The organism is Butyricicoccus sp. AF18-9LB, from assembly GCF_027684505.1.
GTDB classification, from domain to species: domain Bacteria; phylum Bacillota; class Clostridia; order Oscillospirales; family Butyricicoccaceae; genus Agathobaculum; species Agathobaculum butyriciproducens.
Genome location: NZ_JAQCWA010000040.1, coordinates 1 through 14,537 on the forward strand (window position 1 = coordinate 1; position 14,537 = coordinate 14,537).

The 14,537-nt window shown below is 54.6% G+C and carries 14 protein-coding genes; 5 read left to right on the plus strand and 9 right to left on the minus strand.

The features are described 5' to 3' along the window. Positions 1 to 109: 109 nt before the first annotated feature. The 3 genes from PGY33_RS13650 to PGY33_RS13660 all read right to left on the minus strand — a co-directional run bounded on the left by PGY33_RS13650 (position 110) and on the right by PGY33_RS13660 (position 3,808). Positions 110 to 1,138 carry a sugar ABC transporter substrate-binding protein gene (locus PGY33_RS13650; protein ID WP_242988274.1) on the minus strand — a complete coding sequence of 343 codons (1,029 nt, stop codon included), beginning with the start codon at positions 1,136 to 1,138 and terminating at the stop codon, positions 110 to 112. A gap of 79 nt (positions 1,139 to 1,217) precedes the next feature. Next, positions 1,218 to 2,093, minus strand: coding sequence for a sugar phosphate isomerase/epimerase family protein (locus tag PGY33_RS13655; RefSeq protein WP_118286282.1), 876 nt, complete (start codon positions 2,091 to 2,093; stop codon positions 1,218 to 1,220). 53 nt (positions 2,094 to 2,146) lie between these two features. Next, positions 2,147 to 3,808: a solute:sodium symporter family transporter gene (locus tag PGY33_RS13660; protein WP_243022963.1), complete on the minus strand. Its 1,662-nt coding sequence runs from the start codon at positions 3,806 to 3,808 to the stop codon at positions 2,147 to 2,149. 307 nt (positions 3,809 to 4,115) lie between these two features. Here PGY33_RS13660 and PGY33_RS13665 point away from each other — a divergent pair, with 307 nt between their 5' ends. The 3 genes from PGY33_RS13665 (at position 4,116) to PGY33_RS13675 (ending at position 6,645) form a co-directional block, all read left to right on the plus strand. Next, positions 4,116 to 5,138, plus strand: coding sequence for a LacI family DNA-binding transcriptional regulator (locus PGY33_RS13665; RefSeq protein WP_270479069.1), 1,023 nt, complete (start codon positions 4,116 to 4,118; stop codon positions 5,136 to 5,138). Positions 5,139 to 5,548: 410 nt separating this feature from the next. Continuing rightward, on the plus strand, positions 5,549 to 5,965 hold the full coding sequence (locus PGY33_RS13670) for a MarR family winged helix-turn-helix transcriptional regulator (RefSeq protein WP_118761992.1): 417 nt from the start codon (positions 5,549 to 5,551) through the stop codon (positions 5,963 to 5,965). Between the two features lie 17 nt (positions 5,966 to 5,982). Then, positions 5,983 to 6,645, plus strand: coding sequence for a YczE/YyaS/YitT family protein (locus PGY33_RS13675; RefSeq protein WP_270479072.1), 663 nt, complete (start codon positions 5,983 to 5,985; stop codon positions 6,643 to 6,645). Between the two features lie 40 nt (positions 6,646 to 6,685). Here the strand turns inward: PGY33_RS13675 and PGY33_RS13680 are convergent, their stop codons facing one another. Next, complete coding sequence (locus PGY33_RS13680; protein WP_270479073.1) at positions 6,686 to 7,681, minus strand: ATP-binding protein; 996 nt, start codon at positions 7,679 to 7,681, stop codon at positions 6,686 to 6,688. Between the two features lie 3 nt (positions 7,682 to 7,684). After that, a complete protein-coding gene (locus tag PGY33_RS13685; protein ID WP_270479074.1) occupies positions 7,685 to 8,635 on the minus strand; it encodes a DnaD domain protein in 951 nt (316 codons plus the stop codon). Between the two features lie 519 nt (positions 8,636 to 9,154). Here PGY33_RS13685 and PGY33_RS13690 point away from each other — a divergent pair. Beyond that, positions 9,155 to 9,358: a helix-turn-helix domain-containing protein gene (locus PGY33_RS13690; RefSeq protein ID WP_110435853.1), complete on the plus strand. Its 204-nt coding sequence runs from the start codon at positions 9,155 to 9,157 to the stop codon at positions 9,356 to 9,358. A 55-nt stretch (positions 9,359 to 9,413) separates the two neighbouring features. Here the strand turns inward: PGY33_RS13690 and PGY33_RS13695 are convergent, their stop codons facing one another. The 3 genes from PGY33_RS13695 to rpsO form a co-directional block, all read right to left on the minus strand. Beyond that, the gene (locus tag PGY33_RS13695) at positions 9,414 to 11,537 is read right to left on the minus strand and encodes a polyribonucleotide nucleotidyltransferase (protein WP_270479075.1); all 2,124 of its coding nucleotides are present in this window, start codon (positions 11,535 to 11,537) and stop codon (positions 9,414 to 9,416) included. Between the two features lie 13 nt (positions 11,538 to 11,550). After that, entirely contained in the window at positions 11,551 to 11,727 is a 177-nt protein-coding gene (locus tag PGY33_RS13700) for a hypothetical protein (RefSeq protein WP_158575303.1), read from the minus strand. Positions 11,728 to 11,864: 137 nt separating this feature from the next. Then, positions 11,865 to 12,131 carry a 30S ribosomal protein S15 gene (gene rpsO, locus PGY33_RS13705; protein WP_110435855.1) on the minus strand — a complete coding sequence of 89 codons (267 nt, stop codon included), beginning with the start codon at positions 12,129 to 12,131 and terminating at the stop codon, positions 11,865 to 11,867. 876 nt (positions 12,132 to 13,007) lie between these two features. Between rpsO and PGY33_RS13710 the strand changes: the two genes are divergently transcribed. Beyond that, complete coding sequence (locus tag PGY33_RS13710) at positions 13,008 to 13,247, plus strand: hypothetical protein (protein ID WP_270479078.1); 240 nt, start codon at positions 13,008 to 13,010, stop codon at positions 13,245 to 13,247. 210 nt (positions 13,248 to 13,457) lie between these two features. Here the strand turns inward: PGY33_RS13710 and acrA are convergent. Further along, positions 13,458 to 14,537, minus strand: a 1,080-nt coding sequence (gene acrA, locus PGY33_RS13715; RefSeq protein ID WP_270479080.1) for an acryloyl-CoA reductase electron transfer subunit beta, incomplete at its 5' end; no start/stop codon positions are given.

Genomic DNA, 14,537 nt, shown 5'->3' on the forward strand with positions numbered 1-14,537 from the left:
ACAACGCCAATTTTCAAAATGCCCATTGGAATTCTCTCCTTATAGAAACGTGATTGTTTAATAGATACGCTGCACTTGCTGCTGCAAGTGCAGCGCATGGTATTACGGTTTACTGTGCAACTGCCTTGCCGTCCATCTGGCTCTTGAGGGTTGCCATGTAGTCCTCGGCGGTGGTGCTGTCGATGACCTTGGTACCGCAGTCAACAAAGCTGTCTACCTTTTCACCGTTCAGATGTGCCACAACGGTCTTAACCGCCTGATAGCCCTGATCGTAACCGCTCTGTGCAACGGTCATGGTCTCGCCGCCATCGAGGATGGACTGTGCTGCGGTAATATTGCCGTCAAAGCCGATGAAGATGGTCTTTGCATAAGCCGGATTGTTCGCTGCTGCACGAGCTGCCGCAATTGCGCAGTCATCGTTGTGGCAGGCGATGATAGCCAGACCCTCCGGATGGCTCTGCATGATGCCTTCCATGCAGACGGTAGCCTTGTCCGCTACCGCATCAGCATACTGCACTTCATCGGCAAGGAAGGTGCCGCCTGCGCCGTCAATGCCTTCCTGGAAACCGGTGCGGCGTGCATCGGCGGTGGAGTCACCCTGAACACCCGCAATATAAGCTGCTTCGATCTTATCCCAGCCGGCTGCCTTCGCCGCCTCGACAGCCTTTTCGCCGCCGCTTGCCGCTGCATCCTTCTGGCCGATGCCGATGAACGAAATCTTCTCCGGTGCATTAAAGTCCGTGTCGATTGCGAAGATGGGCATATCCGTGCCGCTTACCAGCGTGGAAGCCATGTCGCCCTGCAGCGGTGCGATAATCATCGCGTCATACTTGTTGGCGTGCAGATCGGTTTCGATCATATTCTGCTGCTCGTCATAGGCGGTTTCCGAGGTCGCGCCCTTCATGTCGAGCACCGCGCCGGTCTCGGCCGCCGCTTTTTCAGCGCCTGCCATCATGTACTGGGTGTATTCGTTCGAGGTGGTCTTGAACACGATGGAAATGTTGTAATTGCCATCGCCGCCCTCAGCCTGAGAGCCGTTGCCGCCGGTGGAATCGGAGGACGAGCCGCAGCCTGCGAGCATGGATGCCATCAATGCGGAGGAAACAAACAGTGCGCCGATTTTCTTCAGATAGCTCATAATAAATTCTCCTTTACAGATCAAAAAAATGTGATAAATGCTGGGGAATATGCTGTGAGATACTGCTGATTTTACGATATTAGAACTGTGCGTATTTTTCAACGTGTGCACGGGTGACTTCTGCGGACTTCTTTACGTTCTCCTCCTGCGACATCTCATAGTATGCCGGACGGAAGATCTCGATGGTGCAGCAGTCGCCGTCAAAGCCAATCTTCTTGAGGGTATCTGCGTAGCGCGCATGCGGCAGGCAGTCGCCCTCGGCACCCGGCCACAGACGCTTTTCGTCGTTGTTGTAATATGCGCCGCAGGGCATATCCTCGGTGCCGTTCAGGTGCCATACGAAAATCTTCTTGCCGTCGGCTTTTTCGAGGGTATCCCAGCCGGAGCCCATTGCGTAGAAGTGGTACTGATCGAGCGTTACGCCGACATACGGGCTGTTTACTTCCTCAACGATTGCATAAGCGTCCTCGAAGCGGTTGATAGTCATGGACGGCTCGCCGCAGAACTCAAGGCTCAGGCGGATGCCGTGCGGCTCGCACTTCTTAACCATTTCCTTGAGAACAGCAACTGCATCCTCGCGGATTTCCTTGCGGGTCGGGGTCAGGCCGCGCTCCTTCATGTCCTTGCTCGGTACGACAACGATCATCTTGCAGCCGAGGATGTTGCAGCGGCGGATGATCTCGTCCAGCTCAGCCATCACGGCGTCCTTTTCCTCCTGCGTCTGCTTCATGTTGAAGAAGCACAGCGCATTGTAGGAAAGCATCTTGAGGTGGTGGCTCTGGAACCATGCGCCCATCTCCTCGAGGGTGATCTTGCCGGCTTCCAGATCGCGGTTCAGGCACTCCGACTGAATGTCGATGCAGTCGAAGCCGTACTTCTCACACAGCTCGAGGTCCATCATAACACTGTGGTTCTTGCAGAAACGGTCATTTGCTTCATTAAATCCGAGTTTCATAGTAATTGTTCTCCTTTTCTTTTCTCAAACAGGTTCTTGGTTAGTTATTATACTCATGCGGCAATGCCGATGGGCGAAAACAGAATGTAGATGCCGATCGCCAGAATGATACCGATGATACATACGATATGGCGATACTTCCACGGAGTCAGATCGACTGCGCCGACATCGGCCGGAACATATTCTTCTGTGCCGCGGTATTTGTTCAGATACCACATGATGGCAAATTCAACGACGAACAGCACAGCGATGGCGTACAGATAATGAATTGGCTCACCCGAGGTGGGGTAACAGGGCTTGATGATCATAAACGCGCCGTAAGCGATAACGTGAACAGCGGTAATGACCTTGGGCGCGTACTTCGGTGCCTTGCGGAAGATGAGCGCGCCGAGTACGGTGAACAGAATCGGCAGGGAAACGAACTGGCTCATAGAGTTGAGGAAGGTCGTGATGCCCTGTGCGAACATAACGAACGGTGCCACGCAGATAGCGACTGCACCGGCGCAGGTGCCGTAGATCTTGCCGACCTTGACACACTGCATATCCGAAGCCTTGGGATTGATGGCGGTTCGGTACAGGTCGAGGGTAAACATGGTCGATGCGGAGTTGAGCACCGAGTTGAACGAGGACAGGATCGCGCCGAACAGAACAGCGGCGAAGAAGCCCATGACCGGCTTGGGAACAACGGCGGAAACCAGCGCCGGATAAGCGAAGTCAATCGCGGAGGAACCGGCCGCCGCCAGCTTGTCCTGAATGGACGGCAGGTGGTAAGCGATAACGCCCGGCAGTACCAGATAGAAGAAGCCGATGGTCTTGAGAAAACCGCAGTAGATCGCGCCCTTCTGACCTTCCTTCAGGCTCTTTGCAGCAAGTGCGCGCTGTACAAAGGACTGATTCGTGCACCACCAGTACAGATTGTTGAAGAACATTCCCGTGAAGATGAGCGGCCACGGCAGAGCCGGTTCAGCAGCATCCCACGAAGCCCATGCGTTGAGCTTTTCGGGTTCGGTTTGTACGAGGTACTTGACACCTTCTACGAGACCGCCGCCGGTGGTCTCGTGACCCAGCAACGTCAGCGCGAGGAACGGGATCATCAGACCGCCGATGATAAGGCCGATGCCGTTGATGGTGTCGGATACGGCAACCGCCTTCAAACCGCCGAAGATGGCGTAGCAGCCGCCGATAATGCCGATAACGACACACAGAATTGCAACAGCCTGGAACTTGCTGATGCCGAAGATACCGGAAATATCGAAGATATTCTCAAATACAACTGCACCGGAGTAAAGGATGACCGGCAGATTGAGGATGGAGTACATCACAACGATGACGAACGAGAACATCAGCTTGGTGCCGCGGCCAAAGCGTGCTTCCATCAGCTGCGGGATGGTGGTCGTGCCCATTTTGAGGTAGGTCGGCAGGAACCACAATGCCAGTGCAAACAGCGTGAACAGTGCACCGACCTCCCAGCCGATCGGACTCATATTGGAAGCCCAGCCCTGACCGTTTGTGCCGACCAGCTGTTCTGCGGACAGGTTGGTCAGCAACAGCGAGCCTGCAATGACAATACCCGGCAGTCCGCGCCCCGCGAGGAAGTATCCCTCGGCGGTGTCGAGCTTGTCATCTCTGGTCTTCCACGCTGAAATGACTGCCACCATGACGGTGAAAAACAGGAAGCTCAGCGCGATCCAGATCATGGAACTGAAAAATGACATTTTGTTTCTCTCACTCTCTTTTGGGGAATTTTTCGGTTTTGTGAATGGCCTTGTTCACTTGACAATCACAGAATATCACAGTGGATTTCCGGTTGCAATAGCTTGGGCGCACTATCATTTATCCGTGCATTATCTCGTGATTATGTATAGCAAGAATGCAGATATTTAAGATATTGTGCACAAAAATAGCGCTATCATTGTATCGCGGACGATGTGCAGCACAACATTCTCGTGCAGATGTAACATCTGGCGCACGGCTGTATTTTATGATATAGTATAAGTACAGATAACGCAGGAGAGTGATTTTATGGTAACGATGCAGCAGATTGCTGACCGCTGCGGGGTGTCGCGCGGAACGGTGGACCGCGCCCTGCACCACAAGGAGGGCGTGCGCGAGGAAGTTGCGGAGCGCATCCGCGCGACGGCGCGCGAAATGGGCTATATCTCAAACCGCCTCGTCATGCAGCAGACGCAGCAGTGGAAGATCGGCGTGGTGCTCCACTCCGACCATTCACCCTTCGTGCAGATGCTGTGCGAGCTGTTCGAGAGCTTTTCCGAGCGTGAGCTTCTCCCGAACATCACGGTCATCGTGCGCGCGATGCAGGATATGGATGTGCAGCATCAGCTGACGCTGATCGATGAGCTGGTAACGACCGAGCACATCGACGGCCTCGCGATCATGCCGCTCGCGAACACGCTCGTGCGCGACAAGATAAACACGCTCAGCGAGCAGCAGGGCATCCCTGTCGTGACGTTCAACACGGATATCACCGACGCGAACCGCATCGCCTATGTCGGCGCGGACAACATCGCGAGCGGCCGCGCCGCCGCCGCGCTGCTCGGCATGGTCATGCAGGGGCACGGCAGCGTGCTGCCGATTCTGGGTCAGCGCAGCGGACATTATGCCGACTCGCAGCGTTTTACCGGCTTCAGCACCGAAATGGCGGAGAGTTTTCCGGATATCCGGGTTCTGCACCCGGAATGCTCGTTCCTCGACGAAAGCCTTTCCGAGCGCATCGCTATGCGCGCCATTCAGTCGGACAGCGAGCTGCGCGGCATCTATCTGACCTCCGCAGGACGGGAGGGCGTTTACCGCGCCGTGCACGCCGCACACCGCAGCGAAAAGCTGCACATCGTCGTTCACGATGTCACCGAGGGCAACATCAAAATGGTAAAAAACGGTACGGTCGATTTCATCATCGGGCAGGACGTCAAAACACAGGGCACGCTCCCGATCCGCCTGCTCTACGACTACCTCGAGCGCCACCAGTTCCCCAGAGAGCGCATGAATATGACGGATATTACGATTAAATTCCGCGGGAATGTGTAAAAATTCATGCTTTTTTCAAATAGATTGCAAGACCATAAAAAGAGCGTATAGCAATTTCAAGCTATACGCTCCTGTTTTATTTTATCAATAATAAACGAACATTTTTAGTATACACTTGTTTCGGGAAAACTACGGTATTTTGCAGAATCTGCGGGATTTCTGAAACCGAAAATGCTTCAAAATTCGGAGTAAGAAACCTTGGCAGCTACCCTCTTGTACGCCTGCGCCGCGCAGGCGCAGAATCGTTAAAGAGACAGCGTAAAGTTATAACTAATAATAATATAACAAGGAGTAATCTATAATAAAGAAAGAAAATATAACAAAGAGTATAAAAACGCAATTTGACAATCCGAACTCATAAGTATATAATTAGAAAGCTAATTGTTTGGATTAGAACAAAGGAGAACGCAATGGAATTTTCCACTCATTACCTGCTCATGGCTGACCATGCCATGCTGCAGAAACTTGTCATGTCGCGCATCAAACCGCTCGGTCTGACCACTGGACAGCCAAAAGTGCTGGACTTCCTGCAGGACCACGACGGCGCCATGCAAAAGGATATCGCCAAGGGCTGCCATATCGAGCCGTCCTCGCTTTCTACCATCCTCGGGGGAATGGAACGCGCCGGACTGCTCGAACGCAGCACACGCGACGAAAACCGCCGTACGGTGTATGTCCGTCTGACCGACCTCGGCCGGGAGCAGTGCCGCCGCTTGAATGCTATCTTTGCAGCCGCAGAAGAGGAGGCGCTGCGCGGCTTCTCACCGCAGGAGATTCAGCAGGTACAGACCCTGCTCGAGCGTATTTATCGCAATCTAAACGACTAAAAGGGGATAAAATAGGCATGAAAGGCTCCAAACTCGGTATTCGGCTGCTGTATTACTTCGGCGGCTTCTTCGTCATGACTATCGGCATTGCACTGTCGGTCAAGTCCAATCTCGGCGTGTCGCCGGTTAGCTCCATCCCATACACCATGACCTGTGTCTGGGGTATTGAGATGGGCGTTGCGACCGTCATTTTCCACGTTATTCTGGTCATCCTGCAAATGCTGCTGATGCGCCGCCGCTTTGAATGCAAAAATCTGCTGCAGATTCCGATCGGCATGGTGTTCGGCGCATTCACGACCACCTGCAACACGCTCGCGGCGATATTTCCATCGACGGACAACCTGATTATCCGTTTGTTGATGTGCTGGATTGCCACTGTTTTCGTTGCAATCGGCATCTTTTTCTACGTTCCGGCGGACATTATGCCGCTGGCCGGTGAAGGCGCTATGCTGGCCATCTCCACGCTGACCGGCAAGCCGTTCCCGACCGTCAAAATCGCGTTTGACGTGTCCATGGTCATCATTTCGCTCATCACCTGCCTGATTTTCCTGCACGGATTGGGCAGCGTCGGCATCGGTACGGTTATCGCGGCGCTGCTTGTCGGTATCGAGCTGCGCATGATTACGCATCGGTTCGGTCGCTGGCGCGATAACCTGCTCGGCAAACAATCCGAAATCTAAACAAAAATCCCTCTCTTTCTTGCAAAAGAGAGGGATTTGTTTATGTTCTGCGCATTTTCAGCAGCCGGATGTCATCACCGAAGAACCGCAGCGGCAGGAACTCGCCGAGCAGGCGGGAGGCCACGGCGGGCGAGTATTTCTCGCTGAGCGTTTCCGGCAGCAGGTTGGTGTTGATGATCATGGGGCGCTTAGCCATCAGGCGGTTGTTGATCAGGTTGTATAGCGCGGAAACCGTAAAGGCAGTACCCATTTCGGTGCCCATATCGTCGATAATGAGCAGATCGGCGCGCTCGTAGCGTGCAGCGCGTTCTGCGGCGGCTTCGCCGTCACCGGAGCCGAATTTGATGGTCTCATACGCGGCAACAATGTTGATGGCGGTGTCGTAGGCCACGGAAAATCCGCGTGCGGAGACCGCCTCGGCAATGCAGGTAGAGAGAAAGGTCTTGCCCAGACCGGTCGAGCCGAACAGCAGCAGATTGGGGGAATCCTTGCTGAATTTTGCGGCATAAGTCTTGCATTCGCCCAGATTATATTCCATATTTTCGCGCGGTGAAATACCGCTGCGGCCATCCGGGCGGGTGGAGTAAAAGCTCATGTCGAACTTGGAAAAGTTCTGATCGGCAATCGGCAGCACCGAGGAAAGCTGCTCCTTGAGCAGCTTGGCGTAGCGCGCCTTGACACACTCGCAGGTCGCACTGCCGGCATAGCCGGTGTCGCCGCATTTTGGGCACAGCGGCTTGTCGGTCAGATAATCGACGGGAAGTCCCAGCTGCCGGAGCAGGTCGCCGCGTTCCTCCTGCAGACCGAGATTGCGGTCGCGCAGCTTTTCGATTGCAGCAGTCGGGTCTCCGCCGGACTCCATTGCGGCCCGCAGAACGGACGCTGCCGTGGTGCTCAGCTCGCGGTCGATTGCGCGGATACGCGGCTCGCGTGTGTAAATCTCACGCCGGCGCGCTTCCAGCTCCTCGGTGTGAGCCGTGCGCTCGCGTTCCAGCTCGCGCCGTGCGGCGGCGAGCAGTTTTTTATCGTATGCCATAGGTTATTCCTCCGTGTTGCGGCGATGACTGCGCACGCGTGCAGCCCAGTCCTGCTCCCACGCGGCGAGCGTGGCGCTGTCGGTCGGCTGTGCGGGTGTCTGACCGACGGCGGCAGGCACAGCAGACACGGCAGATGTGCGGGTTTCCGGCTCGAGAGCGGTGATTTCGCTGACCGTATGTACGCCCGCATTGTCCCATCGGCGCAGAATGCCGAGCGTGTAATCCAGACTTTTGTGTCCCTGCTTTTGACCGGTGCGGTGCACCGCCAGTTCCACTGCGTCGGCAGGGAAGCCGTGCGCCAGTGCAAAGCGGCAGACGCGCTGCTCCTTGGGCGCAGGCTGCTCGATATCCGCACCGAGTGCACGGTAGATCGCCTCGCTGAGCGGTTTTTCGTCCGCACGGCGTGTCAGGTACTGCTGGGCCGCCTGCGCGGTGACAATGCCCATATCGGCCCACTGGTTGGCTTCTCGGCGCAGATCGGTCGTGCGGACCGTGCCCTTTTCGCTTTTCAGATAGCTGAGCAGCTCAATCGTTGCGCCTGCGTCCAGACCGAGATAGTCGTAAATGGTCAGCAGACAGCGCAGCTGACCCTCGGTCAGCGCACGGCCTGTAATGCCCTCTGCTGCGTCGCAAAGGCCGGAGAAGGTCTGGTCGTCCAGACGGGCACGGCGCAGCTCATCGCCGGTGTAGCGCGGCGCTTCGGCGGATTTGTCGGTTGTTGTTTTGGTTTTTTCCGTCGGCGCGATCAGGTTGTTGAGCGTGAATGCCGCACGTTCGTAGCGATCGGCGCTCAGACGCAGGGCACGCGCTGCAGCGGAGCCGTCCGTGCCGCCGTGCCGCAGGATATAAAGATACAGCAGCGCCGCGTCGCCGTCGCCGACCGCGATCAGCTTGTCGAGCATGTCGCAGCGTGCTACGCGCAGTTCGCCCTCGGGCAGCAGCACAGAGGTCATGGGCTTGTCCTTCTTTCCAGTGGATTTTGGTGTACCCCTCATTATAGCATAAATCCCTCTTCATTTGAAGAGGGAAGAATTGCAGAGAGTAACAGAATATGTGCCACAATAAAAGCAGAAAACCGAGGAAACTCTTGGTTTTCTTCGTAAACTGGTGAGAGCGTAGCCGCCATCGGCTGCGCTCTTTTGCTATCTTCATTATAGCGGTTTTAAGGGGGAAGTCAATATGGGTTTATTTGCGTGATTTGCGGTGATTATCATCATATAAACCGAGATATTGCCGTTGAATTGTCCGCTTACGCAGGCAAATCACGGTTCGGCGAAGCTGACTGCAGCCTTCGCAGATATCTTTGCTCCAAGAGAGTGCAACATCCCATTTGGTATAGCAGGTGCCCTCCAGACGGTTGAGACAATCCAGACAAAATTCAGCCATAAGCTCACCTCACACACATTATACTCAATATATTGGGCATAGTCAATATATTAGGTCGTGTTATGTTGTGCGTGAGGTGATCGTACATGATCAGTTACGCTCCGTTTTACCGGACGCTTTTAGAAAAAGGCGTTACAGAATACCATTTAATTTACAAACAGGGCTTTTCCGCCAATATTCTGCACCGCATGAAGCACGGTAAAACAATCACACTGAAAACGCTGGATACACTGTGCTTTATCCTAAACTGCAGTGTTTCGGATATTATCGAGTATATCCCGGATGAATAAAAAGGCTTCGGAGCATCGCTCCGAAGCCTTTTTCTCTATTTCAGCCGAAATTCAATTACAGAATCTTCTCTTCCGGCTTAACATCCTTCATAGACAGGTTTACACGGCCCTTGTCGTCGATCTCCATGACCTTAACCCAAACCATGTCGCCTTCCTTGACAGCGTCCTCGACCTTCTCGATGCGGTGGTCAGCCATCTTGGAGATGTGAACCATGCCGTCCTTGCCCGGCAGCAGGTTTACGAATGCGCCGAAGTTCATCAGACGAACGACCTTGCCGTAGTAGATCTCGCCCGGCTCCGGCTCCTTGACGATCGCTTCGATCATCTTCTTCGCCTTGTCTGCATCGGTAGCCTTAACGGCAGCGATGGTAACGGTACCGTCATCCTCGATGTCAACCTTTGCACCGGACTCAGCAACGATGTTCTGGATTACAGAGCCGCCCTTGCCGATAACCTCGCGGATCTTGTCCGGATTGATGTGCATGGTGGTCATCTTCGGTGCCCAGTCGGAAACGTCCTCACGCGGCTGCGGGATAGCCTTGAGCATGATCTCGTCCAGAATGCCGTAACGAGCAACGCGGCACTTCTCGAACGCCTGCTTGATGATGTTCGGGGTCAGACCGTCAACCTTGATATCAACCTGAATTGCGGTAATGCCCTTCTTGGTACCTGCTACCTTGAAGTCCATATCGCCGTAGAAGTCCTCAACGCCCTGAATATCGGTGAAGGTGGTCTCCTGACCGCCATCGGTGATCAGACCGCAGGAAATACCGGCAACCGGTGCCTTGATCGGAACACCGGCATCCATCAGAGCCAGCGTGGAACCGCAGACGGAGCCCTGAGAGGTGGAGCCGTTGGAGGAAATAACCTCGGAAACCAGACGCAGAGCGTACGGGAACTCGCTTACCGGCGGGATAACCGGCAGCAGAGCGCGCTCAGCCAGAGCACCGTGGCCGATCTCACGACGGCCGGGACCGCGGGACGGACGGGTTTCGCCAACAGAGAAGGACGGGAAGTTGTAGTGGTGGATATAGCGCTTTTCCTTCTCCTCGAAGATGGTGTCCAGCTCCTGCGCATCGCCCAGAGTACCCAGAGTGCAGAGCGTCAGAACCTGGGTCTGACCGCGGGTGAACATGCCGGAACCGTGTACGCGCGGCAGAACGTGAACCTCGGCAGCCAGCGGACGAACCTCTTCCATGCCGCGGCCATCTACGCGCTTGCCGTTTGCCAGCCAGCGGCGAACGATCTTCTTCTGCAGCTTGTCTACGCACTCGCCAAGGTTAGCGCCGTGCTCTTCCTTGTACTCTTCGTCCAGAGTTGCTTCAAACTCGTCAACGATAGCGCGCACGCCGGCGTCACGAACGGTCTTGTCGTCGGTATCCATAGCAACCTCGAACTTGTCGTTGCAGGCTGCCTCGAGCTTGTCGAACAGGTCGTGGTCGATGTCATGATGCTCGTACTCGAACTTCGGCTTGCCGATCTCGTCCTTGATGGACTGGATGAACGCGCAAACCTTCTTCAGCTCCTCATGTGCTTCCATGAGTGCGTTGAACATATCGTCCTCCGGAACTTCCTGTGCACCGGCCTCGATCATAACGATCTTGTCCTTGGTAGCACACAGGGTAACGTCCATCTCGGATACCTTGCGCTGCTCGGAGGTCGGGTTGATAACGGTCTTGCCGTCAACGATGCCAACCTGGCAGCCGACTACAACGTAGTCGAACGGAATATCAGAGATAGAAACTGCGATGGAAGCGCCCAGCAGAGCAACAACCTCCGGGGAGTTGTCATAGTCGTTCTCCAGAACGGTGCAGACGATGGAAACGTCGTTGCGCAGGTCCTTCGGGAACAGCGGACGCATCGGACGGTCGATCTGACGAGAGGACAGGATCGCCTTCTCGGACGGACGGCCCTCACGGCGCATGAACGAGCCGGGGATGCGGCCTACTGCGTACATACGCTCCTCAAAGTCAACGGAGAGCGGGAAAAAGTCGATGCCGTCACGCGGCTTAGCGGATGCGGTAGCAGTAACGAGAACAGCGGTCTCGCCGTAGCGAACCAGGCAGGAGCCGTTAGCGAGCTGTGCCATCTTGCCGGTCTCGACGGTCAGCTTGCGGCCGGCGATCTCGGTCTCAAAAACGCGGTAGTTTTTGAAGTCAAAGTGGTTGATGTTTGCCATTTTGTTTCCTCCTTTAATCGTTTGGGGAGGGCGGCAGCAGCTTTTTTAGCACTTGAAACAAAAACCAAGCGGAATGGAAAATGGAGAATGCAGAATTGCTGTATTGCGCACTGCGCGATAATTTAATAAGCGCGTAGCGCAGCCAGCGCAGCGCGGACGGAACTCGCGCAAGGAGAGCGTTATCTTCCATTTTCAATTCTCAATTTTCAATTCCGAATCATGCTCTGCATGATTTGGTCTCTCTTTCAACTGCTAAAAAGCGATAATGCCGCCCAGCTTAAAATACAGAAACAGGGGAGCAGACTGCTCCCCTATTTTCGCATTTTCTTACTTACGGATACCCAGCTTAGCGATTAGGGCACGGTAACGGTTGATGTCCTTCTTCTGCAGGTAAGCCAGCATAGAACGGCGCTGACCAACCATCTTCAGCAGACCGCGGCGAGAGTGGTTATCCTTCTTGTGTACCTTCAGGTGCTCGGTCAGCTCCTTGATGCGGGCGGTCAGGATTGCAACCTGAACCTCCGGGGAACCGGTGTCGGTAGCGTGGGTACGGTTTGCCTCGATAACGGCAGTCTTGTCTTCCTTACGGATCATGTCGGTATTTCACCTTTCGTTAAATAGATTTTTACTCACCCACAGGCCGGGCCGCGGCTTGGTGAATGGAGGCGATAGGAACGCTCCCTTTGTCCGTCAGCTAAGCGCGGGGCGAAAGTATATTTATATTACCATGAAAATGACCGTTTGTAAAGCGATTTTCGCGGATTTCAGCATAAAATCTCAAAAACAGACGCGTGTTTGACGAAAAAACAGGCGCGTTTTTGTATAAGTTGTCAGTTTCTGCGGAATACTGCTGTGCGAATTGTCGGATTGTACAATTATGAACGAATTGTAAATGCGATTTTGGCACATTTGAATCTTGTCCGGAAAGAGGCGGAGTGCTATAATTACTACCATCATCGGTGGAGAGCTTGAGAGTTCTTCTCGCTCGCTGCCGTTTTTATTTATTGCTAAGAAACGCGACGGGGCGGTGCAGCAGCGCGGCCTGATGTCGCGTTTTTATTCGTTTTGGGGTACTTTTTCCGAACGGGAAAAACGGGGTCGCATACCTGTTTTCTGTGGGTGCTAACCCTCAGCCTGGGGCCAAAAGGATAGACACCAAGGTTTCTATCCTCTTGGGACTACGGTTTCCTTTATTTCTTAGTCTGGCGAAAATCGGAGAGCGGCGACCGCTCCGAAAGAGGGGAACGGCAGAGAATCTTTTTTACCGTAGGGGCGCACATTGTGCGTCTTTTTTCTGTTCTGCACAAACAAAACCGCGCGCCTATGGCGATTTTCCACAAACAGAGGAACACCAAACTTTGTGAAAAAACGCCTTTGCGGAAAAATTCTGTTTTCAGTATAATAAATATGTAAAAACGAATGTGTACATTGTTTTTTGCGTATTTCATCAACAAAACAGGAGGAATGGACATGAAGCGGATTAAGGCGGCGTGCATTTGTCAGACCCTGCACTTTCAGTTGAAGGAGGATTTGGAGCACAGTATTGCGGTGCGCCTGGTGTGCGAGGAAGTCGAGCACTACAAGCAGGCACTGGAGCGCAACCGCACGCGCCATAGGATCGTAGACGAGGCGGAGCAGGAGGATGGTTCGGTAGTCATTCGTATCATCAAGCAGTACAACCGGAGTCCGGTAGGCGATTATCTGGATTGAAAAGAGCCTGTCTGCAGCGCAGACAGGCTCTTTCTCTTTATTTTGTGCCGAAAAAAGCCGCAGAGCAATGCTCTGCGGCTTTTCTTATACAATCAGAAGCAGCGTGCTGCGCTTTCCGCGGGCATGGCGGATGTTGCAAGCGGGGCTCCAAAACCCGCCGCAAACCGGGAGGTCGCAGGCAGCACGGCGCTTCAAAAAGCAATCAGATGATTACTTGGACTCCTTAGCAGCCTTGATTGCGTCGATCATCATCGGAACAACCTTGAACAGGTCGCCGCAGATGCCGTAGTCAGCTACGTCGAAGATCGGAGCGGAATCAGACTTGTTAACTGCTACGATGCACTCGGAATCCTGCATACCAGCCTTGTGCTGGATAGCACCGGAAATGCCCAGAGCAACGTACAGCTTCGGATGTACGGTCTTGCCGGTCTGACCAACCTGGTGGTCAGCAGACAGCCAGCCGGAGTCGATAGCAGCACGGGAACCGCCAACAACGCCGCCGAACAGGCCAGCCAGCTCTTCAGCCAGCTTGATGCCGGTCTCAACGTCCTTGGAGATACCACGGCCTACAGATACAACTACCTCAGCGCCGGTCAGGTCAACCAGCTCCTTAGCTTCCTTAACGACCTCGAGAACCTTGGTCTTGATGTCAGCCTCGGACAGCTCGAAAGCTACCGGCTCAACAACTACTGCGTTAGCCTTAGCCTCGTTGTACTCGCCCTTCTTCAGTACGCCCGGACGAACGGTAGCCATCTGCGGACGGAAGCGCGGGCAGATAATGGTAGCCATCAGGTGACCGCCGAATGCCGGACGGGTCATCTTCAGGTTGCGGTCCTCGCGGTTCAGAGCATCGATCTGAGCCTGCGGCAGAGTGGAAGCCTCCTGCAGGAATGCAGCGTACTTCTCTACGTCTACGTCGAGGTGGGTGCAGTCTGCGGTCAGACCGGTGTGCAGACGAGCTGCGCAGCGCGGGCCGAGGTCACGGCCAATGTTGGTAGCGGCGATCAGCAGGATCTCCGGCTTCTTAGCCATAACGGTGTCGCACAGAACCTTTGCGTATGCATCGGTGGTGTAGGTCTCGAGCAGGTCGCTCTCGCAAACCAGAACCTTGTCAGCGCCGTAAGCGCCCAGTTCCTTTGCCATCTTCTCGCCTACGCCCTTGCCGCCAAGCAGCAGGCCGCAAACTTCAGTGCCCATGTCGTCTGCCAGCTTGCGTGCCTCAGAGATCAGCTCGAGCACGGTCGGCTGCAGCTCGCCCTGGCGCTGCTCACAGAATACCCATACGCCGGA

What these genes read in the sequence shown, in the direction of transcription:
- PGY33_RS13650 (WP_242988274.1), bottom strand. Translation starts at nt 1,138, where the DNA reads ATGAGCTATCTGAAGAAAATCGGCGCACTGTTTGTTTCCTCCGCATTG.
- PGY33_RS13655 (WP_118286282.1), bottom strand. Translation starts at nt 2,093, where the DNA reads ATGAAACTCGGATTTAATGAAGCAAATGACCGTTTCTGCAAGAACCAC.
- PGY33_RS13660 (WP_243022963.1), bottom strand. Translation starts at nt 3,808, where the DNA reads ATGTCATTTTTCAGTTCCATGATCTGGATCGCGCTGAGCTTCCTGTTT.
- PGY33_RS13665 (WP_270479069.1), top strand. Translation starts at nt 4,116, where the DNA reads ATGGTAACGATGCAGCAGATTGCTGACCGCTGCGGGGTGTCGCGCGGA.
- PGY33_RS13670 (WP_118761992.1), top strand. Translation starts at nt 5,549, where the DNA reads ATGGAATTTTCCACTCATTACCTGCTCATGGCTGACCATGCCATGCTG.
- PGY33_RS13675 (WP_270479072.1), top strand. Translation starts at nt 5,983, where the DNA reads ATGAAAGGCTCCAAACTCGGTATTCGGCTGCTGTATTACTTCGGCGGC.
- PGY33_RS13680 (WP_270479073.1), bottom strand. Translation starts at nt 7,681, where the DNA reads ATGGCATACGATAAAAAACTGCTCGCCGCCGCACGGCGCGAGCTGGAA.
- PGY33_RS13685 (WP_270479074.1), bottom strand. Translation starts at nt 8,635, where the DNA reads ATGACCTCTGTGCTGCTGCCCGAGGGCGAACTGCGCGTAGCACGCTGC.
- PGY33_RS13690 (WP_110435853.1), top strand. Translation starts at nt 9,155, where the DNA reads ATGATCAGTTACGCTCCGTTTTACCGGACGCTTTTAGAAAAAGGCGTT.
- PGY33_RS13695 (WP_270479075.1), bottom strand. Translation starts at nt 11,537, where the DNA reads ATGGCAAACATCAACCACTTTGACTTCAAAAACTACCGCGTTTTTGAG.
- PGY33_RS13700 (WP_158575303.1), bottom strand. Translation starts at nt 11,727, where the DNA reads ATGGAAGATAACGCTCTCCTTGCGCGAGTTCCGTCCGCGCTGCGCTGG.
- rpsO (WP_110435855.1), bottom strand. Translation starts at nt 12,131, where the DNA reads ATGATCCGTAAGGAAGACAAGACTGCCGTTATCGAGGCAAACCGTACC.
- PGY33_RS13710 (WP_270479078.1), top strand. Translation starts at nt 13,008, where the DNA reads ATGAAGCGGATTAAGGCGGCGTGCATTTGTCAGACCCTGCACTTTCAG.